Consider the following 23532-nt stretch of genomic DNA (forward strand, 5'->3'; position numbering starts at 1 on the left):
CGGGGCCTGGACTTACGCAATCGACAACGCCAACCCGGCCGTCCAGGCCCTCAAGGAAGGCGAGACGAAGACCGAGGTCTTCACCGTCAAGAGCGTCGATGGCACCTCGACCACCGTCACGATCTCCGTCGTCGGCACCAATGACGCGCCGACCGCCAAGGCCGACACCGCCGCCACCGACGAGGACAAGCCCGTCACCTTCACCGTGCTGGGCAACGACACCGATCCGGACGGCGATACGCTCACCGTCACGTCGGCCAGCGTCGATCCGGCCAAGGGCACCGTCGTGGTGAACCCCGATGGCACCCTGACCTTCACCCCGGCCGCCAACGTCAATGGCCCGGTCACGGTCACCTACACGGTGTCCGACGGCCACGGCGGCACCTCCACGGCGACCGCCACGGTGAACATCGCCCCGGTCAACGACGCCCCCGTCGCGGTGGCCGATGTGGACACCACCGACGAGGACACCGCGATCTCCCGCAGCGTGCCCGGCGTGCTGGCCAACGACACCGACGTGGACAGCCCGACGCTCACCGTCACCGGTGCCCACACCGGGACCAGTGGCGCCTTTGCGCCCATCGGCAGCGGCGGTCTCACGCTCGTCGGCGACTACGGCACCCTGCTGATCCGCCCCGACGGCAGCTACACCTACACCCCGGGCGTCGCGGCCCAGGCTCTCGGCGCCGGCGACACGGTGCATGACGTCTTCACCTACCAGACCAGCGACGGCAGCCTCAGCAGCGCCGCCACGCTCACCATCAACGTCACCGGCAACAACGATCCGGCCCTGATCAACGGCCCGCTCACCGGCACCGTCAAGGAAGACACCCCGGGACAACTCAGCGCGGGCGGCCGCCTGGTCGTCACCGACGTGGATAGCCCGGCCAGCTTCACGCCGGCCACCGTCGGCGGCACCTTCGGCAGCTTCAACATCGCCGCCGACGGCACCTGGACCTACGTGCTCAACAACAGCGCCGCCAATGTTCAGGCGCTGCCCGAGGGCGACACCCGCACCGAGACCTTCACCGTCAGCACCGCCGATGGCACCACCCGCGCCATCACCGTCACGATCATCGGCACCAACGAACTGCCGACGGTCTCGCCGGCGCTGGGTCGCGGCAGCGAAGACCCCGAGCTGCCGCTGCCGATCTTCCTCAACGGCACCGACTCCGACGGCAAGATCGTCAGCTTCACCATCAATGATCTGCCGAGCAATGGCACGCTCTACCTCGACGTCGCCAAGACGCAGCCCGTGAGCGCCGGCACCGTCATCACCGGCGCGCCCCCGGCCGTGGTGTACTTCAAGCCCGATCCCAACTGGAACGGCAGCACCGCCTTCCACTTCACCGCCACCGACAACGACGGCGGCGTCTCCAACGTCGGCACCGCGACCATCGGCGTCTCGGCCATCAACGACATGCCCGCCGCCGCCAACGACACTGGCGCCGTACTCGAAAGCGGTACCCTCGACGTCAGCAGCACCAACGGCCTGATCACCAGCGCCGCCAACCCGGCCGGTCGCGACACCGATGTGGATGGCGACGTCCTCAGCATCACCCAGATCCGCACCGGCCTCGAAAGCGGCAGCGGCACCGCAGGCAGCGTCGGCACCGCGCTTGCCGGCACCTACGGCACGCTGACCGTGCAGGCCGACGGCAGCTACATCTACGTCGCCGACAAGGCCGCCGCCCTGTCCGCCGGCGCCACCGCCACCGACGTGTTCACCTACACCGTCTCCGACGGCCACGGTGGCACCGACAAGGCCGAACTGCGCATCACCGTCACCGGCACCAACGACACCCCGGTCACCGTCGGCACCCTGCCCAACGTGAGCACCAGCGACGCGCTCACGCTCAGCATCGCCACCGCCGGCGGCTTCGCCGACGCCAACACCGGCGCGGGCGACGTGTTGCACTACAGCGCCATCAACCTGCCTGCGGGGCTCGTCATCGACCCGAACAGCGGCGTCATCAGCGGCACGCTGCACGCCGACGCCTCGGTGTCCGGCCCCTACACCGTGACCGTCACCGCCACCGACAGCTACGGCGCCAACGTCAGCCAGACCTTCCAGATCGCCGTTTCCAACCCGGCGCCCACTGCCGTCGCCGACACCCTGGCCGTCACCGAAAACCAGAGCGCCAGCGGCAACGTCCTCACCGGCGTCGGGCTCGGCGGCGACCGCGCCGACACCGATCCGGACAAGGACGCGCTGACCGTCACCGAGGTGCGCAACAGCCTCGCCACCACCACCGCAGCCGTCACGCCCGCCGGCACCTCGATCACCGGCGCCCACGGCACGCTCGTCATCCACAGCGACGGCAGCTACACCTACACCGCCACCGACGACAGCCTCGTCGCCGGCCAGCACGCCAGCGACGTCTTCAACTACACCGTCTCCGACGGCCAGGGCGGCACGGCGTCCACCACGCTCACCATCGACGTCACCGGCACCAACGACCAGCCGGTCATCAGCGGCCAGCTCACCGGCGCGGTGATCGAAGACACCGCCATCGTCACCAGCGGCAAGATCGACATCGTCGATGCCGATTTCAGCCAGTCCGGCTTCGTGCCCAAGACCATCGCCGGCACCTACGGCACCCTGGTCATCGAAAGCTCCGGCGCCTGGACCTACACCCTCAACAACGCCGCCGCCAACGTGCAGGGCCTCAAGCAAGGCCAGCAGGTCGTCGAGCACCTCGTCGTCAACACCACCGACGGCACGCCGCAAAACCTCGCGATCACCGTCACCGGAACCAACGACGCGCCGGTGGTCGGCACCGCCACCGCCAACGTCTCCGAAGAAGGCCTCCCCGGCGGCTCGCCCGACAGCGTCGGCACCAGCGACACCACCGATCTGGCCACCGCCAGCGGCACCCTCGCCCTGAGCGATGCCGACGGCAACGCCCTCACCGCCACCCTCACCGCCCCCACCACGGCCCTCACCTCGGGCGGCGTGGCGATCACCTGGAGCGGCAGCGGTACCGGCACGCTCGTCGGCAGCGCCGGCGGCGTCGAGATCCTGCGCGCCACCATCGCCAACGACGGCAGCTACAGCGTCAAGCTCTCCGGCCCGGTGGACCATGCCGACACCACCGCCGAGGACGTCCGCGTCCTGAAGCTCGGCGTCAATGTCAGCGACGGCATCACCACCACCGCCAGCACCCTCACCGTCAACATCGAGGACGACGCCCCGACCGCCAGCGCCGTGACGCAGAACATCGCCGTCGCGCCGATGGACACCAACCTGATGATCATGCTCGACGTCTCCGGCAGCATGATCACCGCCGACGGCGTGGGCGGCGCCACCCGCCTGCAGAGCGCGATTTCCGCGATCAACACCCTGCTCGACCGCTACGACGGCTTCGGCGAGGTGCGCGTGCGCCTGGTCACCTTCAGCAGCGTCGGCAACGCCATCGGCAACAGCTGGACCACCGTGGCGCAGGCCAAGGCACAGCTGGCCTCCCTGGCCGCCGGCGGCGGCACCGACTACGACGCCGCCATCGCCACCGGCGAAGCCGCCTTCGTCTCGCCGGGCAAGCTCGCCTCCGGCCAGAACATCGCCTACTTCCTGTCCGACGGCCAACCCAACACCGGCACCGAAATCGGCACCACCGACGAAAGCGGCTGGAAGAGCTACCTGCAGACCAACCAGATCACCAGCTTCGCGCTGGGCATGGGCACCGGGGCGGTCCAGTCCTACCTCGACCCGATCGCCTACAACGGTGTCACCAACACCAACCTCAACGGCCAGGTGATCAGCGACTTCAACCAACTCTCCAGCGCCCTGCAGGCGACGGTGCCGCAACCTGCCTCCGGCGACATTCTCTCCGGCGGCGTGCTCGGCGGCGCCAGCGCCTTTGGCGCCGACGGCGGCAACATCCAGTCGATCAAGGTGGACGGCGTCACCTACGCCTACAACCCGTCGGGCAGCGGCAGCGTGTCCGTCACCGGCGGCGGGGTCAGCCACGGCACCTACAACGCCGGCACCCACGTGCTGACCATCGCCACCAACGCCGGCGGCACGCTCGCCATCAACATGCAGACCGGCAGCTATACCTACACGCCCATCGCCACCGTCAGCAGCACCCTCCACGACGGCTTCGGCTACGTGCTGGTGGACAAGGACGGCGACACCGCCTCCTCGACGGTCGACTTCAACGTCAGCCGCGCGGCCGAGAACGTCATCAACCTGGCCAGCACCACCACCGGCATCGCAGCCGCCAACCTCGGCCTCACCGGCGAGTACTACGGCTACAACGACACGGTGCTGTCCTCCAACACCCGCACCCACGCCGACGACACCAAGTACGGCAACCTCGACCACGTCTCCGACATGGTCGGCATCATCGACGGGCGCAGCGGGACCACCATCGTCGGCACCTACAACGCCGCCACCGCGGCCGGCGCCGACGCCACCTTCAGCGCCGACAAGATCGACTACGGCTTCGGCTACACCTCCGGCAGCACCACCGTCGCCCCCGTCAACGGCAATCTCGGCAACAACCCCACGCTGGGCGCCAACCTCGCCATCAACTCCGGAGCGCTATACAACTTCCTGCGCGGCAACACGACTGGCGCCGACACCACCGAACTGCACACCACCACCGGCATCGGCAACACCACCGACTCCGGCATGCGCATGGTCGGCCTGGTGAACCTCGACGGCGGCACCTACGACATCCGGGTCACCGCCGACGACGGCTTCCGCCTCAACATCGCCGGCCAGACCGTCGCCATGTTCGACAACATCCAGTCGCCCACCGCCCGGGTGTACAGCGGCGTCAGCATCGGCGCCGGCCTTCAGCCGATCGAGATCCTGTACTGGGAACAGGGCGGCAACGCCCGTCTGCGCGTCGAGTTCAAGTTCAGCGGCGAATCCGACGCGGCTTACAAGACCCTCGGCACCGATGACTTCGCGCTGTTCTCCCCGACCAGCGCCCCGACCCTGAACAGCCTGCAGGACATCATCGAGGACCCGAACCAGAACGGCCACTGGCTGATCCGCACCGGCTCCGAACTGCACGGCGGCAGCGGCAACGACGTCGTCACGGGCAGCGATGGCCGCGACGCCATTTACGGCGGCGCCGGCAACGACGTCATCGACGGCGGCACCGGCAACGACCTCATCAGCGGTGGCGCCGGAAACGACACCCTCACCGGCGGGCTCGGTTCCGACACCTTCAAGTGGAGCCTCGGCGATGCCGGCACCACCGCCAAGCCGGCGGTGGACGCGATCACCGACTTCAGCAAGGCCAGCGCCGTCGGCGGCGGCGACGTCCTCGACCTGCGCGACCTGCTGCAGGGCGAGAGCCACAGCGGCACGGCCGTCGGCAACCTGGGCAACTACCTGCACTTCGAAAAATCCGGCGCGGACACCGTGGTGCACATCAGCACCAACGGCGGCTACACCGGCGGCAGTTTCGTCGCCGGCGCCACCGACCAGAAGATCGTCCTGCAGGGCGTCGACCTGACCAACAGCGGCGCGCTGACCAACGACACGCAGATCATTCAGGACCTGCTGACCAAGGGCAAACTCAGCGCCGACTAAACCGCCAACAGCCCCGTCGCCGATCCGGCACACCGGATCGGCGAGTGTGGGCACCGCGCCGACCGCAACGGCGGCGCAAACAAAAACGGCAACAGTGCATTCCGCACTGTTGCCGTTTTCGCATCCGACGCCCGTCAGGCGGGCGTCGCCACCTCAGCGGGTCGCGCGGCGGGACGCCTCCGGACCGGTCATGCCGCCCACGCCGAGCGCGGCCGCAGCGGCCCATTCATCGGCGCTGTGCACCTGCTCGGCATACACCACCACGTTCAGCCCCCGCGCCACGTCGACGATGGCCTTCACCAGCCGCTGGTGGCCCGGGTTCTCGTGCAAGCCGGCAACAAAGCTGCCGTCGAGCTTCAGGTACGCCAGGCGGATCGCGTAAAGCCGCGGCAAGGCCGCGAGCTGCCGGCCAAAGTGCTCGATGCCCAACTGGGCGCCGTGCCGCGCCAACACCTCGGCCAGCGCCTCGAGCCCGGCCAGGTTCGCATCCAGCCCGCGCTCGCTGACCTCGACGGCGATGCGCCCCGCGTCCTTGCCGGCCGTCGCCAGCAACACATCCAGGCTCTCGAGGAAACCCGGCTCGATCAAGGAACGCGGCGCCACGTTGATCGCCACCGGATCGGCGGAATCCGCCAGCCGTGCGATGCCCAGTCGCAGCGCCTCCAGGTCGCAGGCCGACGCCAGCCCCACCCGCACCGCCGCCGGCATGAACTGGCCGGCCGTCAGGACGCCGTCGCCGTCGCGGCTGGGCAGGCGCAGCATGAATTCCCGATGCGCCAGCGAACCGTCCCCGGCGAGCACCGGATAATCCACCAATGTGAATTCGTGGCGGGCCAGCGCGCCTTCGAGCAGCTCCCGCCAGGCCCCTTCGCCCGGCACCCGGATCGGCATCGCGCCCTCGCCATTGACCATCAGCGCGCCGGCCGCCTCGGCGCGCATCAACGCCGAATCCACCCGCGCCAGCACCACGCCGGGCTCCTCGTCGTGACGGTAGGCCACCACCGCGGCATGGGATTTCATCGCCGCGCCTTCGTCCAGGTGCAGATCGAGCGCAGCCACCGCGCTCTGTGCCCGTTCGAACACCCGCCGGGCCTCGTCCAGCCCCAGGCCCGGCAGCAGCACCGCGAACTCCGCGCCCCCCACCCGGGCCAGCGACACCTCGCCGCCCCCTTCGAGGCTGCCCTGCAAGGCCGTGCCGACCGCTGCCAGCCAGGCGTCGGTGCGTGCCCGGCCAAGCTTCTGATTCAAGGTCGCCAGATCGGCGATGCGCAACATCCCCAGGCTGCCGGTCGCAGGCACGTCCGCATCGGTCAGGGCACGGCGCAGCTCGCCGCTGAAGCACGCCCGATTGAGCAGGCCGGTGCCCGGATCGCGGCTGCCTTCGTCGCGCAGTGCGGCGATCCGGGCCGCCTGCTCGGCGAACATCGTGCGCACCCGTTCCGACATCAGGTTGAGTGCCCGCGCCATGCTGCGCAGCTCGATCACCTTCGGTTCGTCCAGCACCCGGAACTGCCCGGCACCGATCGCCTCGGCCTGCTCCGCCATCTCCTCCATCGGGCGGCGCACCCAGCGCAGCAGCGCCGACACCGCCATCGCCCAGAAAAGGCCGATCGCCAGCATCAGGCTGCCCAGTTGCAGCACACCGTGCCACAGGGCGCGATAGGCGTAGCCCTGGGCCGCCTCGACGGTCACCAGGCCGACCTGGCGCCAGCCGTCGCTCACCTGCGCCTGGCCGGGCCGCAACGCCATCGGCAACGCCTCCGGCACCCACGCCGGGACGCCCTCGGCCTGGTCGGGCTGGGTGCGCTCCACCACCACCCGACCGGTCGCGTCGGCAAAACGGATCGCCCGGTAATGGCCGCCGTCGAACAGCGCCGCCACCAGCAGCTCCATCGTCGCCGCATCCTTGTTCTGCTGCGACATCGATAAGGCCAGCGACACCGCGCCGTCGGTAGCCTGGGCCTGCAGTTGCTGTTCGAAGTAGCTGCGCGCGGTAAGCAGGCTCACCGCGAACGCGCCCACCAGCATCAGCCCCATCGCCACCACCACGCTCACCCACAACCGTCTTAACAGAGACATGATCTATTCCCTCAAACCTTCCGCACGCATCCGCAGCAGCAGCTCGCGCCAGCGGGACAGCCGGTCCACCGGCTGCGACGCCTGCACGGCCCCGCCCACGAAAACGCCCTGCATGTTGAAACTGAAAACCGGCGCCAGATCCGGCCGCGCCGTCGCCGGGCGGATCACCGTGATGAGATTGTCCAGTACCAGCGGCACCGCCTCGGGTGTCACGTAATAACTCAGCACCATGTGGGCCTGGGTCACCCCGCTCGCCGGCCCACCGATCTGGGCCCGCACGTAGGTCATCCGCAACCGCCCTTCCGCCACCCCCAGCTCACGCAGGGTGAAATACTTGGCGAAGACGAAATCCTCGCAATCGCCCGCGCCACGGCCGAGGGTCTCCACCGGCGTCGCCCAGTAATCGGCCTGCCCCCAGACTACCGCGTCGTCGGCAAAGCGGATGCGTCGGTTGAAATATTCATTCACCCGTTGCAGCTGTGCTTCTTCGGGGAGTTCGCGCCAGCCCGCCACCGCCCCACGCCAGTTATCCACCGCCTCTGCGGCGGCCATGCCGAATCGTTGCAGGGCGACCTGGCGCATGCGTTCCACATCGAAGCCGCCCCGGGCCAGCCCGATGCCGAGCACGATCGCTCCGGCGCCCGCCGCCAGTCGACGCGAAACGCGCATCGCCCGGGAACGGCAGTCAGGAAAGGCGCTGGAAAACGGCATGAACACAGTACCGGGCGAGGCGTTGCAAGAATGAAGGAAAATGACGGCAGGCGATGCCCCTGCCCGCCAAAGCGGGTTTCGCTACACGGGGCCAGCGGGATAAACGGCATCCGCCACAGAAAATTAAGTTTTCGGGTGAAAGGGCGTAAATTGTGAAAAATTTATTCTTACGCCCCATATTGGCCGGATAGCCCGCAAAAAAGACAAATACTGCGCAATCTTGTGTGTCGCCCCCCCGTAGAATCCACTCGCAATAGCCGGATCGAATCGCTGGCTGTCCCACAGAAGCCCTCATTCACCCGCACGGCATTTATCCAAAATACGAGACGACAATGTTCAAAGCAACAAAGCTCTCCGTCTGCCTGACGCTCGCCCTGACCACATTGGCGCCCGCCCATGCCGCCAAGCCGGGCTCGCTGCCTGACGCCATGGAGAAGGCCATCCTCCGCAACCCCGAAGTCCTGGCCCGACTGCACGACTACCAGGCCGCCGACGCCGAGCGCGACATTGCCCGCGGCGGTTATTTCCCCCGCGTCGACCTGCAGGGCTACACCGGCCGCGAGCGCCGCGACACCCCGACCACCGTCCCGACCAGCTACAACCGGCCGGGCTACCAGCTCCAGCTGCGCCAGCTCGTCTTCGACGGCTTCGCGACCCGCAACGACGTCAAGCGCCTCGGTTTCGCACGCGCCACCCGTTACTTCGAGCTGCTCAGCACCACCGACGACACCGCCTACGAGGCCGCTCGCGCCTACCTGGACGTGCTGCGCTACCGTGAGCTGTCGGGTCTGGCCCAGGAAAACTGGGCCATCCACAAGGAAACCGTCGACCAGATCGAACGTCGCGTCAAGGCCGGCGTCGGCCGCCGTGTCGACCTCGAGCAGGCGTTCGGGCGCCTCGCCCTCGCCCAGTCGAACTGGCTCACCGAGGGCTCCAACCTGCACGACGTGAGCCAGCGCTATCAGCGCGTGGTCGGCGAAGCGCCGGCGGATGTGCTCGACCCCCCCCCGGTGTTCAGCAACCAGCTGCCCGGCGAGCAGGATCTCCTGCGTCAGGCCATCACCGACAACCCGGGTTTCCGCGCTGCGGTCGCCAACATCCGCGCTTCCCGTGCCAACATCGACGTGCAGCGCGCCAACTACTCGCCCACCGTCGAAGTGCGCGCCAGCACCGGCATGGACAAGAATCTCCTGGGGGTCACCGGCGAGACCAACACCAATGCCGTCCAGGTTCTGATGAACTGGAACCTTTTCAAGGGCGGCGCCGACGACGCGCGCATCCGCCAGTCCCACGAGCAGCTCTACAACGCCACCGATCTGCGCGACAAGGCTTGCCGCGACATTCGCCAGCAGACCACCATTGCCTGGAACGACGTCAAGAAGCTGAAGGAACAGCTGATCTACCTCGAACAGCACCAGCTCTCCACCGAAAAGGCCCGCGACGCCTACCGTCAGCAGTTCGACATCGGCCAGCGCAGCCTGCTCGACGTGCTGAACACCGAGAACGAACTCTTCGAGGCCAAGCGCGCCAGCACCCGCGCCCGTTTCGACCTGATCCAGGCCGAGCTGCGCGTGCTCACCCAAGCCCATCGCATCCTGCCCGCCGTGAAGCTCACGCCGGTGGCCAAGAACGGCCCCGACGAAGCCAACGCCACCGAGCCCGGCGAAGACGAAACCGTGCAGTGCAGCACCGATCTGCCCATCGTTCCGCCCCTCGACACCGTCGGCGCCATGCAGGGCCGCCCCCAGCCGGCGGCGCTGCCGATGGCCAACGCGGTGGCGGCCGGGGCCGTCGCCCAGGCCGCCGCACCGGCACCGGCCACCCCTGCCCTCGAACCGTTGGTCAAGTCCTGGGCTGCCGCCTGGGCCGCCAAGGACCTGAAGGCCTACAAGGCCCACTACTCCGCGCAGTTCAAGCCCGACCAGGGCAGCATCGACAGCTGGATGGCGACCCGCGAGAAGCGCGTCACCAAACCCGGCACGATCAATGTCGAAGTGGACAAGCTCAGCGTGCGCAGCCTCTCACCCACGTCCGCCGAAGCCAGCTTCGTCCAGCATTACCGGTCGAAGGGCTACAACGACGCCATGAACAAGACGCTCCAGTTTCAGCAAGAAAACGGTCAGTGGAAGATCGTGCGCGAGTCCAACCGGTGAGTCGCAACCCGCCCCGGCCTACTTGAGGGCCGGTTGAGCACTTGAAACGCCCCGTCTGGCCGGGGCGTTTTTTTTGAGCAGCCCACCGCGACGGCATCCACCCCCAAGGTTTTGTGACATTATTTGACGGCTTCCCCTCATTCGCCTCGGATCGCTATGAAGTTTTCTCGGCGTCCGTCGTTAAAGCCCCGTTCGGCCGGTGACCGGACAGCCACAGGAGACCCAGATTGATCAGCGGTACAGTCGAGCAAGCTGCGGAACGCCTTCGCAAGGCGGTGCCCATCATGGTGAAGTACCAGATTCCGGTCACGCCGATCAATTATGCGCTCTGGTACACCTACGTCTCCAACGAAGACCCGACGCTGAACCAGCGCATCGATGAGATCGTCTCCGCCTACGGCATGATTCCGCTGACCAAGGCCGAGGACCTGTTCCGCGAACACGTTTCGCCCTCGGGGAGCATCGAATCTGCGCTGCACAAGATGAAGGACAGCTTCGAGCAGATGGTTCAGGGGATCGACAAGGATCTGCACGCCACCATCGCCGACACGCAGTCCTTCAGCACACTGCTCGATGAATGCAACCGCGACCTACGCGGCAGCGCGACCAGCAAGGTGAGCAGCGTCGACGACATCTTCGGCACGCTCGACAAGCTGCTCCAGGGCTCCACCGCCATGCAGCAGAACACCTCGCGTTTCGAGCAGCGCCTGTCGGCCGCCAACGAGGAAATCCGGCGGCTGCGCAGCGAGCTCGAGACCCTGCGCCAGGACGCGATGAACGACGAACTCACGGGGGTCTTCAACCGCCGCGCCTTCGATCTCGAACTCACCCAGTTTCTCGGCCAGGGCAGTCGCGGCCCGGCCGTCCACCTTGCGCTGCTCGACATCGACCACTTCAAGCAATTCAACGACCGCTTCGGTCATCAGGTGGGCGACCGCGTACTGAGCCTGGTCGGCAAACAGCTCGCCGCGGCAACCCGGGTCGGTGTGTCGGTGTATCGCTACGGCGGCGAGGAGTTTGCCCTCATCTTCTGCGGCGGCACCGCCCAGCAAGCGTTGCTGCTGGCCGAAACCCTGCGCCTCGCCATCGAGCGGCTGGTGCTGAAGGACAGCCGCAACGGCGAGCGCCTGACCAACATCAGCGCCTCGATCGGCATCGCCAGCCGCCTCCCCGACGAGTCCGCGGAGGAACTCCTCGCACGCACCGACAAGGCGCTCTACGAAGCCAAGCACAGCGGCCGCAATCGCATCTGCCAGGCCTGATCTCCGCCACGCCCACCTCGGCACTGTCGTCGCCTACAAAAAAAGAACCCGGAGCGCTCGCGCCCCGGGTTCTTTTTTTGACTGCCGACGAAAGACGATCTACTTCTTGTCGCCCTGCAACGCCTTTTCCAGCGCCTTGGCGGCCTCGTCGTCGGCCGGCGGCGGCACCAACGCATCCTGGCTGTCGCCTTCGGCGGGCTTGGCGTCGCTGGCCTTGCCGTCGTCGAACTGCACCGGTGAATCCTCCGGCACTTCACTGTCGGGAACGACGATCTCGACCTTGTCGGTATCCACAGCAGCCTGGGTATCGAGACCCATCGTGACCAGCTGCGGGAAGGCAATGATGATCGCCACCATGATGATCTGGATGATCACGAAGGGCACCGCGCCCCAGTAGATCTGGGTGGTCTTGATCGACGGCGGCGCCACCGAGCGGAGGTAGAACAGCGCAAAGCCGAACGGCGGGTGCATGAACGAAGTCTGCATGTTCACCCCCAGCAGCACGCCGAACCAGATCAGGTCGATGCCCAGCTTTTCCGCCACCGGCGCAAGCAGCGGCACCACGATGAACGACAGTTCGAAGAAGTCGAGGAAGAAGGCGAGCAGGAAGATCAGGAGATTCACCACGATCAGGAAGCCGAGCTGGCCACCTGGCAGCTGAGTGAGCAGGTGCTCGACCCACAGATGCCCTTCGACGCCATAGAAGGTAAGCGAGAAGACCCGCGCCCCCACCAGGATGAACACCACGAAGGTGGTGAGCTTGGCGGTCGTCTCCATTGCCTGCTTGAGCAGTGTCACGTTCAGGCGGCCGCGCAGCACCGCCATCGCCAGGGCACCGAAGGCCCCCATCGCGCCCCCCTCGGTCGGGGTGGCGATGCCGATGAAGATGGTGCCAAGCACCAGGAAGATCAGCATCAGCGGCGGCACCAGGGTGGTCAGCACACGGGCAAAGAGCTTCGCGCCGCGCAGCTTGCGTGCCTCGGGCGGCAACGCCGGTGCGAAGTCCGGCTTGACGATCGCGACCAGCGCCACGTAGGCCACATACAGGCCCGTGAGCACGAGACCGGGAATCAACGCGCCCTGATACATGTCGCCCACCGAGCGGCCGAGCTGGTCGGCCATGATGATCAGCACCAGCGACGGCGGAATGATCTGCGCCAGCGTGCCCGAGGCGGCGATGACGCCGGTGGCGAGGCGCTGGTCGTAGCCGTAGCGCATCATGATCGGCAGTGAGATCAGGCCCATCGAGATGACCGAGGCCGCCACCACGCCGGTGGTCGCCGCCAGGATCGCGCCGACGAAGATCACCGCGAAGGCAAGGCCGCCGCGCACCGGGCCGAACAGCTGGCCGATGGTGTCGAGCAGATCCTCCGCCATGCCCGAGCGTTCGAGGATCAGGCCCATGAAGGTGAAGAACGGGATGGCCAGCAGCGTGTCGTTAGACATCACGCCGAAGATGCGGTCGGGCAGCGCCTGGAACAGCGCCGGCGTGAGCAGCCCGAGTTCGATGCCGATCAGCCCGAACACGACGCCGTTGGCCGCCAGGGCGAAGGCGACCGGGTAGCCGAACAGCAGGAAGATGACCAGCGCCCCGAACATCAGGGGCGCCATGTTGGCAGCGATGAATTCCATTTAGGCGCCCTCCCCGCGCTGTTGCTTGATGGCCCTGGCCAGCTCTTCTTCCGCCGACGGCGCGTCGGGCTTGGCGTTGGGATCGTCGATCAGGCCATTGAGGAAGGCGATGCGCTTGATGAACTCCGATACCGCCTGAAGGATCAGCAGCGCGAAACCCACAGGCACCAGGCCCCGCACCGGCCATACGATCAGGCCGCCGGCGTTGGAGGAATATTCCTTATTGACGAAGGAGCTGACGAAGATCGGCCACGACAGGTAGAGCACCGCCACCGCCATCGGCGCGAGGAAGAACAGCGTGCCGATGATGTCGATCCAGGCATGCACGCGCGGCGAGAAATGGCTCGACACGACGTCGATGCGCACGTGCTCGTTGCGCATCAGGGTGTAGCCCGCGCACAGCAGGAAGATCGCCGAGAACAGATACCACTGGATCTCGAGCAGCCCGTTGGAACTGTAATTGAACGCGTAGCGCACGAACGCGTTACCGGCGCTGATCAGCGTGACGACCAGCACCAGCCAGATCGTCGCCTTTCCTACGCGTTGGGTGAGCGCATCGATCGCGCGCGATAACTTGAGCAGGGCTTGCACGTCCCGCACCTCCTGTGGATTGACTAAGCGATCGTCTCTCGTCGGAAACGTCCATGATGCCAGCCCGGATTATCTGACAGAACGACCCGCCTACAATCAGGGATAACGCCTATCGGCGCGGCTTTGCGGAAAATCTCCCCACCGCCGGGCGCCGGCCGCGGCAGCGCGCCCGTGCGATACTTGCGCCCTCCTTCACCGCAACCGAAACACACCCATGGCAACCCGCATCTGCCTCGTCCGCCACGGCGAAACCGCCTGGAACGCCGAACACCGCCTCCAGGGCCACACCGACATTCCCCTCAACGACACCGGCCTCGCCCAGGCGCGCGCCACTGCCGCAAGCCTTGCCGCCGAGCGCTTCGACGCCGCCTACTCGTCCGACCTCACCCGCGCCCGTCAGACCGCCGAAGCCATCGCCCGCCACTGCGGGCTCGACCTCGACTTCGACGCGAGCCTGCGCGAGCGCCATTACGGCAGCTTCCAGGCGCTCACCTACGACGAGGCCCGTGCCCGCTTCCCCGAGCACTACCACCGCTTCGAGACCCGCGATCCGGAATTCACCTTTCCCGAAGGTGGCGAAAGCCTGCGCCAGTTTGCCGCCCGCATCCGCCGCACCCTCGAAGCCATCGCCCGCCGCCACCCCGACGGCACCGTGCTGATCGTCACCCACGGCGGCGTGCTCGACATCGTGCACCGCATTGCCACCGGCAAGGGGCTCGAAGCGCCGCGCGATTTCACGATCCCCAACGCCGCGCTCAACTGGATCGGCTGGGACGGCTCGGCGTGGTCGCTCATCGCCTGGGCCCGGCAGGATCACCTGAATCAGACCCTCGACGAACTACCCAACGCCTGAGGGCGAAAATCAGCAAACGCTAAAGTTTTCCCGCCCCCGGCCGATTGCCTCCGACACTACGTCGTCAGTCGAAGTCGCAAAGCCGGAGTCGCGCCATGTTGAAACTCAAGCAATACTCGCTGGTACACCAGATCTCACTCGTCGCCACCATCGTGAGCGTGGTGATCTTCTCCACCCTGATCCTCTTCACCAGCATCCTGTCCGAGCGCTCCGCCCTCGCCAAGACCGAAGAAGAACTCTCCGAACAGGTCAAGGGCATCGTCCAGATGCTCGAACTGAGCCATGGCAACGCCGTCGGACGTTCCGACAAGGGGCTCGGGCACGTCAAGGAAAGCTTCGGAAAGCTGCGCTTCGGGCCCGACACCATGACCCTCGGCCGCTACCAGCTACCAGTGGTGCGCAGCGGCGATCGCATCGTCAACGAAAACACGGCGCTGCTTGAACAACTGCGCAGCCAGACCGACACCGACCCGGCCCTGCTGATCCGCGTCGGCGACGAATTCGTCCGCGCCGCCACGCTCCTGAAGGACAAGGACGGCAAGAGCAGCAACGGCACGACGCTTCCGCAGGACAGCCGCGAAGTCCAATCGCTGCTCGCCGGCAAGCCCTACAAGGGCGTCGTGCGCCGCACCGGTCGGTATTACGTCTCGGCCCTCGATCCGATCTTCGACGAGAGCGGCAAGGTGATCGGCGCGGTCACCGCCCGGGTGGACGTCCAGGCCGACATGGAACGCCTCTTCCAGGCCGTCGCCAACATCAAGTCGGGCGCCACCGGCTACGCCTACATCCTCGCCCCCAACATCAGCGATCACAGCAAGAGCGAGTTCATCTACCACCCCAAGATGCAGGGCAAGACCCTGGCCGACGTCAACAACCCGATCGTCCAGCGCATCTCGGAAGAGCAGACCCGCAAGAAGGAAGGCACCGATGTATACGCCTGGCCACGTGAGGACGGCAGCGGCACCGACGACAAGATGACCGTCTTCCGGACCGTTCCCGCCTGGGGCTGGGTCGTCGCGGCGGGCAGCTACATCGACGAATTCACCGTCGAGGCGCGTCATCTGCGCAACGTGCTGATCGGGCTGTGCGTTGCCGGCGCCGTCCTGCTGACCGTCGTGCTCTACCTCATCACCCGTCATCAACTCGCGCCGATCCACACCTTGCTGCACAAGCTCGAACAGATCGGCGCCGGCGACCTCAGCATCGATTTCCCGGCCGCCAACGCCGACAGCCGCAACGAGCTGGATCAGATGAACCTCGCCCTGAGTGCTACCACCCACCATGTCGGCATGTTGATCGGCGACGTCAAGCGCGCCGCCAACGCCGTGCGCGACGTCGCCGAGACCGTCCGCCAGGGTTCGGACGAAGTGGTCGACGGCACCTCCGCCCAAAGCGAAGCCGCCGCCGGCCTCGCCTCGGCCATCGAGGAACTCTCGGTCAGCATCACCCATGTCTCGGGCAGCGCCGCGACCGCCCGCGACATCACCCAGCAAGCCCAGCAGCACGCCGAGCACGGCGGCACCACCGTCCGCCAGATGATTGGCGGGATGGATCGCATCTCGAGCGAGATCGACAAGGCCGGCGACGCCGTCAATCTCCTGTCGGAGCGTTCGGCCCGCATCTCGAACATCGGCAAGATCATCAACGACATCGCCGACCAGACCAACCTGCTCGCCCTCAATGCCGCCATCGAAGCCGCCCGCGCCGGCGAGAGCGGCCGTGGCTTCGCCGTGGTGGCCGACGAAGTACGCAAGCTCGCCGAACGCACCGCCACCTCGACGCGCGAGATCTCGAGCACCGTCAGCGAAGTGCAGAGCGAGGCGGAGCGGGTCGTTACGATGATCCGCGACGTCACCGAGGAAGTGCGTGACGGCGTCCGTCTCGCCACCGATTCCGGCGCCGTGCTCGAAACCATCCGCACCGAAAGCGATCGCACTACCAGCGCCGTCAACGACATCGCCGACGCCACCCGCGAGCAGAGCGCAGCCAGCCAGGAAGTCGCCCGCGGTGTCGAACGCATTGCCCAGATGGCCGAACAGAACAACGAAGTCACCCGCCGCACCAACGATCAGGTCGCCACGCTCGAACAACTGGCGTCCGAACTGCAATCGAAAGTCGCCCACTTCCAGCTCTGAGCGGTTGCCCTCCCCGCCCGCGGCCCGCCGGCTTTTCAAGGCCCGCGGGCCGGCTTGCATTCTGCAAGCGCGAAGCGGCGTGCTAAGATTCGAATTTGACTCAAGCCCACCTGGATAGCCATGTTTTCCAAGCAAAATACCCTCGCCAAGGTCGATCCTGAACTCTGGCAGGCCATCGAGGCCGAAAACCGCCGTCAGGAAGATCACATCGAACTGATCGCCTCCGAAAACTACGTCAGTGCAGCTGTCATGGAAGCCCAAGGCTCCCAGCTCACCAACAAGTACGCGGAAGGTTATCCGGGCAAGCGCTACTACGGCGGCTGTGAGTTCGTCGATCTGGCCGAGCAGCTCGCCATCGACCGCCTCAAGACCCTGTTCGGCGCCGAGGCTGCCAACGTTCAGCCCAACTCCGGCTCCCAGGCCAACCAGGCCGTGCTGATGGCCTTCGCCAAGCCCGGCGACACCATCATGGGCATGAGCCTGGCCGAAGGCGGTCACCTCACCCACGGCATGCCGCTCAACATGTCCGGCAAGTGGTTCAACGTCGTCGCCTACGGCCTCGACAAGAACGAAGAAATCGACTACGACAAGATGGAAGCGCTGGCTCGCGAGCACAAGCCGCGCATCATCATTGCCGGCGCCTCCGCCTACGCCCTGCGCATCGACTTCGAGCGCTTCGCCAAGATCGCCAAGGAAATCGGCGCCATCTTCTGGGTGGACATGGCCCACTACGCCGGCCTGATCGCTGCCGGCTACTACCCGAACCCGGTGCCCCACGCCGACGTGGTGACCTCCACCACCCACAAGACCCTGCGCGGCCCGCGTGGCGGCATCATCCTGATGAAGGCCGAACACGAGAAGGCGCTCAACTCCGCCATCTTCCCGGGCCTGCAGGGTGGCCCGCTGATGCACGTCATCGCCGCCAAGGCCGTCGCCTTCAAGGAAGCCGCCGAACCGACCTTCAAGCGCTACCAGGAACAGGTCATCAACAACGCCCGCGTGATGGCACGCGTGCTCGGCGAAGAGCGCGGCCTGCGCATCGTCTCGGGCCGCACCGAAAGCCACGTTTTCCTGGTCGATCTGCAGTCCAAGAACATCACCGGCAAGGAAGCCGAAGCCGCGCTGGGCCGTGCCCACATCACCGTCAACAAGAACTCCATCCCGAACGATCCGCAGAAGCCGTTCGTCACCTCCGGCATCCGCATCGGCTCGCCGGCCATGACCACCCGCGGTTTCACCGAGATCGAGGCCGAGCGCATCGCGCACCTCATCGCCGACGTGCTCGACAATCCCAACGACGAAGCCACCACCGAAAACGTGCGCGCCAAGGTTGCAGAACTTTGCCGCAAGTTCCCGGTGTACGGCGCCTGAGCCGGCTCCGGCAGACGCACGCCGTTCATGCATTGCCCCTTCTGCGGCGCCGAGAACACGCAGGTCACCGACACCCGTGAAAACGAGGACGGTGACATCGTGCGGCGCCGCCGCAGGTGCCTGTCCTGCGACAAGCGCTTCACCACCTACGAGCGCATCGATCTCAAGATGCCTCAAGTCGTCAAGAAGAACGGCAGCCGCGCCGACTTCAGCCGCGACAAGCTCCTCGGCAGCCTGAGCCTTGCCCTGCGCAAGCGGCCTGTGACCGCCGAAAGCGTCGATGCCGCCGTCGACCGCATCGAAGCCAAGCTGCTCGCCTCCGGCGAACGCGAGATTCCTTCCGAACGCATTGGCGAACTCGTCATGCGCGAGCTCAAGAAGCTGGACAAGGTCGCCTATATCCGCTTCGCCTCGGTCTACCGCGCCTTCGAGGACGTGGACGAATTCTCCGAAGTCATCCGCGAAGTCACCACCCGCCCCCGCGGCCGGCCCCGCAACACACCCCAGTAAGCCCCCACTGATGACCGCCAGCGCCGACGACTTCCGGTGGATGGCCCGCGCCCTCGTCCTCGCCGAGCGCGGCCTGTTCACCACCACGCCCAATCCTCGCGTCGGCTGCGTCATCGTGCGCGACGGTCAGCTCGTTGGGGAAGGCTGGCACCACCGCGCCGGCGAACCCCACGCCGAGGTCCACGCCCTCGCGATGGCTGGCGCCGCCGCTCGTGGCGCCACCGCCTACGTCACCCTCGAACCCTGCTCCCACCATGGCCGCACGCCCCCGTGCGCCGACGCGCTGATTCAGGCCGGCATCGCCCGCGTCGTGGCCGCCATGCAGGATCCGAATCCCCTCGTCGCCGGCAACGGCCTCGCCCGCCTGCGCGAAGCCGGCATCGCGACTCTCGCCGGCGTGCAGGAAACCCAGGCGCAGGAACTCAACATCGGCTTCGTCTCGCGCATGACCCGCGGCCGCCCGTGGCTGCGCCTCAAGGCCGCCGCCACCCTCGACGGCAAGACCGCCCTCGACAACGGCGTGTCCCAGTGGATCACCGGTGGCGACGCCCGCCGCGACGCCCACCGCTGGCGCGCGCGCTCCTGCGCGGTGCTCACCGGCATCGGCACCGTCCGCGACGACGATCCACAGCTCACGGTTCGGGCCATCCCCACCGAGCGCCAGCCGCTGCGCGTGGTGGTCGATGCCCGCCTCGAAACCCCGCTGAACGCAAAGATTCTGGATGGCGGCAAGGTGCTCGTCGCCGGCGCCATCGACCAGCCCGAGCGCATCGCCGCCCTGCAGCGCCGCGGCGCCGATGTGGTCATCCTGCCCAACGACGGCGGCAAGGTGGATCTCTCGGCCCTGATGCTCGAACTGGGTCGACGCGGCATCAACGAAGTCCTCGCCGAGAGCGGCTTCAAGCTCAACGGCTCGCTGCTACGGGAAGGCTGTGTGGACGAGCTGATCCTCTATCTCGCTCCGTCCCTCGTTGGCGACGCCGCGCGCGGTCTGTTCAACCTGCCGGCCCTCGAGAGTCTCGACGCCAAGCGTCAGCTGGCCTTCCATGACGTTCGTCAGATCGGCACCGACCTGCGCATCGTCGCCCGCCCTGTTTGAGGGCTTTGCGCCCGATATTTGCAAACCTTTGACATAGATCAGCGGGAAGGGTCAACGTCGGCCCATTCTGACCGTTAATCTGGGCACCTTCGTCATCGCGCCCATTTTATGAAGCTCCCGCTCCTGACCGGCCTCGTCGCCTCCGCGTTCCTGTCGATCACCGCCGTCCGGGCCGAGACGGCCATCGTCCTCAATTCCGTCGACGAAAACGTCAGCTTCATCGACACCCGTACCTACAAGGAAACCGGACGCGCGCCTGCCTGCAAGGAACCGCACCACCTCATGGCAACGCCCGACGACAGTTCCGTCATCGTGGCCTGCGCCATCTCGAACGAGCTCGTCTTCTTCGACCCCAAATCGGGCAAGGAACAGAAGCGCATCAAGAATATTTCCGACCCCTACCAGCTCGGGTTCTCGCCGGACAACAAGTGGTTCGTCGCCAATTCCCTGCGTCTGGACCGCGTCGACATCTACAAGGCCGCCGACTACTCGCTGGTCGCCCGCGTTCCCGCCGCCCGGACACCGTCCCACATGGCCTTCGACAAGGCCAGCCAGTTCGTCTTCATCACGCTGCAGGACTCCAACGAAGTCCTCGCGATCGATCTCAAGACTCAGCAACCGCTCTGGAAGGTTCCGGTCGGCCCCACACCGGCCGGCATCCACATGACCCCGGACGACAAATACCTGCTGGTCGGAATCATGGGCGCCGACTACGTCGAGGTGATCGACTGGCGCGCCCGCAAGACGGTCAAGAAAATCGTCACCGCCAAGGCCGCCCACAATTTCCTGCCCCGCGGCGACGGACGCCACGTCTTCGTCTCCAACCGGACAATGAACGGCAGCATCTCGCTGGTGGACATGCAGACGCTCACCGAAGTCGAGAAGTACGACGTGCCCGGCGGCCCGGACGACATGAAAATCCGTGCCGACGGCAAGGAGCTGTGGGCCACCGCACGCTTCGCCCGCAAGGTGCAGGTCGTCAATCTCGAACAGAAAAAACTCTCGCACTCCATCCCGGTCGGCCGCTCGCCCCACGGCGTTTCCTTCATCAGTCACGCCCCGAGGTTGTGATGTCGATCCGCGTTTCGGGCACCCTGCTGGCCGTCGCCCTCGTCGCCGCCACCGGCCCCGTCCTAGGCGCGGAAGGCGCTTGCACCGGCACGCTGTACCTGACCCTCGACACCGGTAACATGCGCCACGCCGAGGCCATCGCCGACATCCTCGCCAAGCACCAGGTCAAGGCCACCTTTTTCGTCGCCCAGGAAAAAACCTACCGCGGCGATCTAGCCCTCGACCCCACCTGGGCGGGCTTCTGGAAGGCCCGCGTCGCCGAAGGTCACGCATTCGGCAGTCACACCTGGCGGCATGGCGCCTTCCGCCAGGACGAGGCCGACGGGAAAGTGGTCTATCGCCTGATGGACGGCAACCAGATCCGCCTGGACGCCAGCCAGATCTGCGCCGAACTCAAGCAACCCGACACCCGCTTCGCCGAACTCACCGGTCGCAAACTCGATCCGCTGTGGCGCGCCCCTGGCGGCCGCACCACCCCGAACACCCTCAAGGCGGCTGAAGCCTGCGGCTATCGCCACGTCGGTTGGGCGCCGGCCGGTTTTCTGGGCGACGAACTGCCGTCGGACGCCTATCCCAACGAAACCCTGCTCAAGCGCGCCCTCGCCCGCATCCGCGACGGCGACATTCTGATGGCCCATCTCGGAATCTGGTCGCGCAAGGAACCGTTCGCGCCCATGCTTGATCCCCTGATCGGCGGTCTCAAGGCCAAGGGCTTCTGCTTCGCCACCATTCCAAGCCGATGATGCAGTTTCTGACCGACCTCTTCGTTTCCACCCAGGGCTGGCTGTTCGACACCTTCGTCCAGCCGGTACTGTTCGCGCTCGGTCTCGCCAGTTTTGTCGAGATGGGCTTCGACGGCGTCGAGTTCGTGCTCCTAGGGTGCATCGAGCTGGCCATCGCCTACACCTTGATGCGCCCGCTCGAAGCCTGGTGGCCAGCCGAGAGATGGGCCGAGCGCCGCGCCGTGCGCGTGGATGTCATCTACTCGGTGCTCAACCGCATGGGCATCGTGCCGCTGGCGGTGTTTGCCCTTCTCGCTCCGGGTTTCATGGAATTCGAAAGCTGGCTGCGCTTTCACGACATCATTCCGCGCCAGCTCGAAGACTGGCTCCCCGGACTCGATTCGCACCCCCTCGCGAGCTTCGTGATCTACCTGGTGATCCTCGACTTCGCCGAGTACTGGCGCCATCGACTGTCCCACACGTTCCGGTGGTGGTGGGCACTGCACGGCATCCACCACTCCCAGCGACAGATGTCGTTCTGGACCGATTCGCGCAATCACCTCCTCGACGACGTGATCGCCGGAGTCTGGTTTGCCTGCCTGTCGCTCGTGATCGGCGTGCCCCCGGGCCACTTCATCGGGCTGCTGATCGCCCTGCGGCTGGTGGAAAACCTTTCCCACACCAATACCCGGCTGGATTTCGGTCCTGTATTCGATTACTTGATCGTCGGTCCGCGCTACCATCGCTGGCATCACGCCATCGACCTGCCGGCCAACCGACGCTTTCGTTACGGCTGCAACTTTGCGATCCTGCTGCCGATCTGGGACATCCTGTTCGGCACGCTTTACCTCGAGAAAGGGCTGCCGCCCACCGGCATCCACGAAGCCAGCCCCGAAGAAATCGCTGCCCGCGACAATTTCTGGGCACAGCAACGGCTCGGACTCGTCATGTTCTGGCGGGCCCTGACGCGCCGTACCGAGAAATCCCCGTCAGCCTGAAGCCCGCGCCCCGGCACACACCTCACACGCCGGATCGCGCCCGAGGCGAATCGTGCGCCACTCCATCCCCAGCGCGTCGAGCAGCAACAGCCGCCCGACAAGTGGCTCGCCGCAACCAGCCAGCAGCTTGAGTGCCTCGGCAGCCTGCATTGCCCCGACGATGCCGGTGATCGGCGCGAACACCCCCATCACCGCGCAGCGCACTTCCTCGACATCCTCCCCTTCGGGAAACAGACAGTGGTAGCACGGGCTGGTCGGCTGACGCAGATCGAAGACCGACACCTGACCATCAAAACGCACCGCGGCCCCCGACACCAGCGGCTTGCGGTAGGCCACGCACGCACGGTTGATGGCGTGCCGGGTAGCGAAATTGTCGGAACAGTCGAGTACCACGTCGGCCGCCGCCACCTCGGCGTCGAGGGCAGAGCCCTCCAGGCGCCGAGCAAGCGGAATGACACGCGCCTCGGGGTTGAGGCGCGTCAGCGCGTCGCGTCCGGAGTCGACCTTGGGGCGACCGACACTCGCCTGCGTGTGCAGGATCTGCCGCTGCAGGTTGGTCAGATCGACCGTATCGCCATCGGCAAGCACCAGTGTGCCGACACCCGCCGCGGCCAGGTACATCGCAGCCGGCGACCCCAGACCACCGGCACCCACCACCAGCACGCGGGCCGCGACGATCGCGTCCTGCCCCTCGATACCGATTTGCGGTAGAAGAATATGGCGCGAGTAGCGCAACAGCTGATCGTCGTTCATCGGGAGCTGAGATTAAGGAAGCCTCACCCAGAGATGGGTGA

Annotated in this window: 16 protein-coding genes; 11 read left to right on the forward strand and 5 right to left on the reverse strand. The window is 66.5% G+C overall.

What is annotated here, in order from left to right; all coding sequences use genetic code 11:
* Positions 1 to 5551: VCBS domain-containing protein (locus ACE3P2_RS16255; RefSeq protein WP_374266350.1), on the forward strand; the 5551-nt coding region annotated here is incomplete at its 5' end.
* A gap of 153 nt (positions 5552 to 5704) precedes the next feature.
* Here ACE3P2_RS16255 and ACE3P2_RS16260 read toward each other — a convergent pair.
* Together ACE3P2_RS16260 and ACE3P2_RS16265 are read right to left on the reverse strand one after the other, a co-directional pair.
* Entirely contained in the window at positions 5705 to 7630 is a 1926-nt protein-coding gene (locus ACE3P2_RS16260; RefSeq protein ID WP_374266352.1) for a LapD/MoxY N-terminal periplasmic domain-containing protein, read from the reverse strand.
* Between the two features lie 3 nt (positions 7631 to 7633).
* Complete coding sequence (locus ACE3P2_RS16265) at positions 7634 to 8257, reverse strand: transglutaminase-like cysteine peptidase (RefSeq protein ID WP_374266354.1); 624 nt, start codon at positions 8255 to 8257, stop codon at positions 7634 to 7636.
* 416 nt (positions 8258 to 8673) lie between these two features.
* Between ACE3P2_RS16265 and ACE3P2_RS16270 the strand changes: the two genes are divergently transcribed.
* On the forward strand, positions 8674 to 10494 hold the full coding sequence (locus tag ACE3P2_RS16270) for a TolC family outer membrane protein (protein WP_374266356.1): 1821 nt from the start codon (positions 8674 to 8676) through the stop codon (positions 10492 to 10494).
* A 227-nt stretch (positions 10495 to 10721) separates the two neighbouring features.
* Positions 10722 to 11756, forward strand: coding sequence for a GGDEF domain-containing protein (locus ACE3P2_RS16275; protein WP_374266358.1), 1035 nt, complete (start codon positions 10722 to 10724; stop codon positions 11754 to 11756).
* A gap of 99 nt (positions 11757 to 11855) precedes the next feature.
* Here ACE3P2_RS16275 and ACE3P2_RS16280 read toward each other — a convergent pair whose 3' ends face one another.
* Both ACE3P2_RS16280 and ACE3P2_RS16285 read right to left on the reverse strand, forming a co-directional pair.
* Positions 11856 to 13388 carry a TRAP transporter large permease subunit gene (locus tag ACE3P2_RS16280; RefSeq protein WP_374266360.1) on the reverse strand — a complete coding sequence of 511 codons (1533 nt, stop codon included), beginning with the start codon at positions 13386 to 13388 and terminating at the stop codon, positions 11856 to 11858.
* Positions 13389 to 13979 (reverse strand): TRAP transporter small permease subunit, encoded by a 591-nt coding sequence (locus ACE3P2_RS16285; protein WP_374266362.1) that lies wholly within the window; start codon positions 13977 to 13979, stop codon positions 13389 to 13391.
* Positions 13980 to 14193: 214 nt separating this feature from the next.
* Between ACE3P2_RS16285 and ACE3P2_RS16290 the strand changes: the two genes are divergently transcribed.
* From ACE3P2_RS16290 to ACE3P2_RS16325, 8 genes are all read left to right on the forward strand, one after another.
* Positions 14194 to 14832 carry a histidine phosphatase family protein gene (locus ACE3P2_RS16290; RefSeq protein WP_374266364.1) on the forward strand — a complete coding sequence of 213 codons (639 nt, stop codon included), beginning with the start codon at positions 14194 to 14196 and terminating at the stop codon, positions 14830 to 14832.
* Positions 14833 to 14927: 95 nt separating this feature from the next.
* Positions 14928 to 16967 carry a methyl-accepting chemotaxis protein gene (locus ACE3P2_RS16295; protein ID WP_374266366.1) on the forward strand — a complete coding sequence of 680 codons (2040 nt, stop codon included), beginning with the start codon at positions 14928 to 14930 and terminating at the stop codon, positions 16965 to 16967.
* Positions 16968 to 17087: 120 nt separating this feature from the next.
* Positions 17088 to 18338: a serine hydroxymethyltransferase gene (gene glyA / locus ACE3P2_RS16300; protein ID WP_374266368.1), complete on the forward strand. Its 1251-nt coding sequence runs from the start codon at positions 17088 to 17090 to the stop codon at positions 18336 to 18338.
* A 27-nt stretch (positions 18339 to 18365) separates the two neighbouring features.
* A complete protein-coding gene (nrdR, locus tag ACE3P2_RS16305; RefSeq protein ID WP_374266370.1) occupies positions 18366 to 18848 on the forward strand; it encodes a transcriptional regulator NrdR in 483 nt (160 codons plus the stop codon).
* Between the two features lie 10 nt (positions 18849 to 18858).
* On the forward strand, positions 18859 to 19947 hold the full coding sequence (gene ribD / locus ACE3P2_RS16310) for a bifunctional diaminohydroxyphosphoribosylaminopyrimidine deaminase/5-amino-6-(5-phosphoribosylamino)uracil reductase RibD (RefSeq protein WP_374266372.1): 1089 nt from the start codon (positions 18859 to 18861) through the stop codon (positions 19945 to 19947).
* Positions 19948 to 20055: 108 nt separating this feature from the next.
* The gene (locus ACE3P2_RS16315) at positions 20056 to 21018 is read left to right on the forward strand and encodes a beta-propeller fold lactonase family protein (RefSeq protein ID WP_374266374.1); all 963 of its coding nucleotides are present in this window, start codon (positions 20056 to 20058) and stop codon (positions 21016 to 21018) included.
* Positions 21018 to 21761, forward strand: a complete 744-nt coding sequence (locus tag ACE3P2_RS16320) for a polysaccharide deacetylase family protein (RefSeq protein ID WP_374266376.1) — start codon at positions 21018 to 21020, stop codon at positions 21759 to 21761. The genes ACE3P2_RS16315 and ACE3P2_RS16320 overlap by 1 nt, the downstream gene beginning before the upstream one ends.
* Positions 21758 to 22738 (forward strand): sterol desaturase family protein, encoded by a 981-nt coding sequence (locus ACE3P2_RS16325; RefSeq protein WP_374266378.1) that lies wholly within the window; start codon positions 21758 to 21760, stop codon positions 22736 to 22738. Before ACE3P2_RS16320 ends, ACE3P2_RS16325 begins: the two co-directional genes overlap by 4 nt.
* Here the strand turns inward: ACE3P2_RS16325 and ACE3P2_RS16330 are convergent.
* Positions 22730 to 23491: a ThiF family adenylyltransferase gene (locus ACE3P2_RS16330; RefSeq protein WP_374266380.1), complete on the reverse strand. Its 762-nt coding sequence runs from the start codon at positions 23489 to 23491 to the stop codon at positions 22730 to 22732. The two genes, ACE3P2_RS16325 and ACE3P2_RS16330, sit on opposite strands and share 9 nt — an antisense overlap.
* Between the last annotated feature and the right edge of the window lie 41 nt (positions 23492 to 23532).

Origin of the sequence: Zoogloea sp. (assembly GCF_041911615.1) — a bacterium.
Lineage (GTDB): Bacteria > Pseudomonadota > Gammaproteobacteria > Burkholderiales > Rhodocyclaceae > Zoogloea.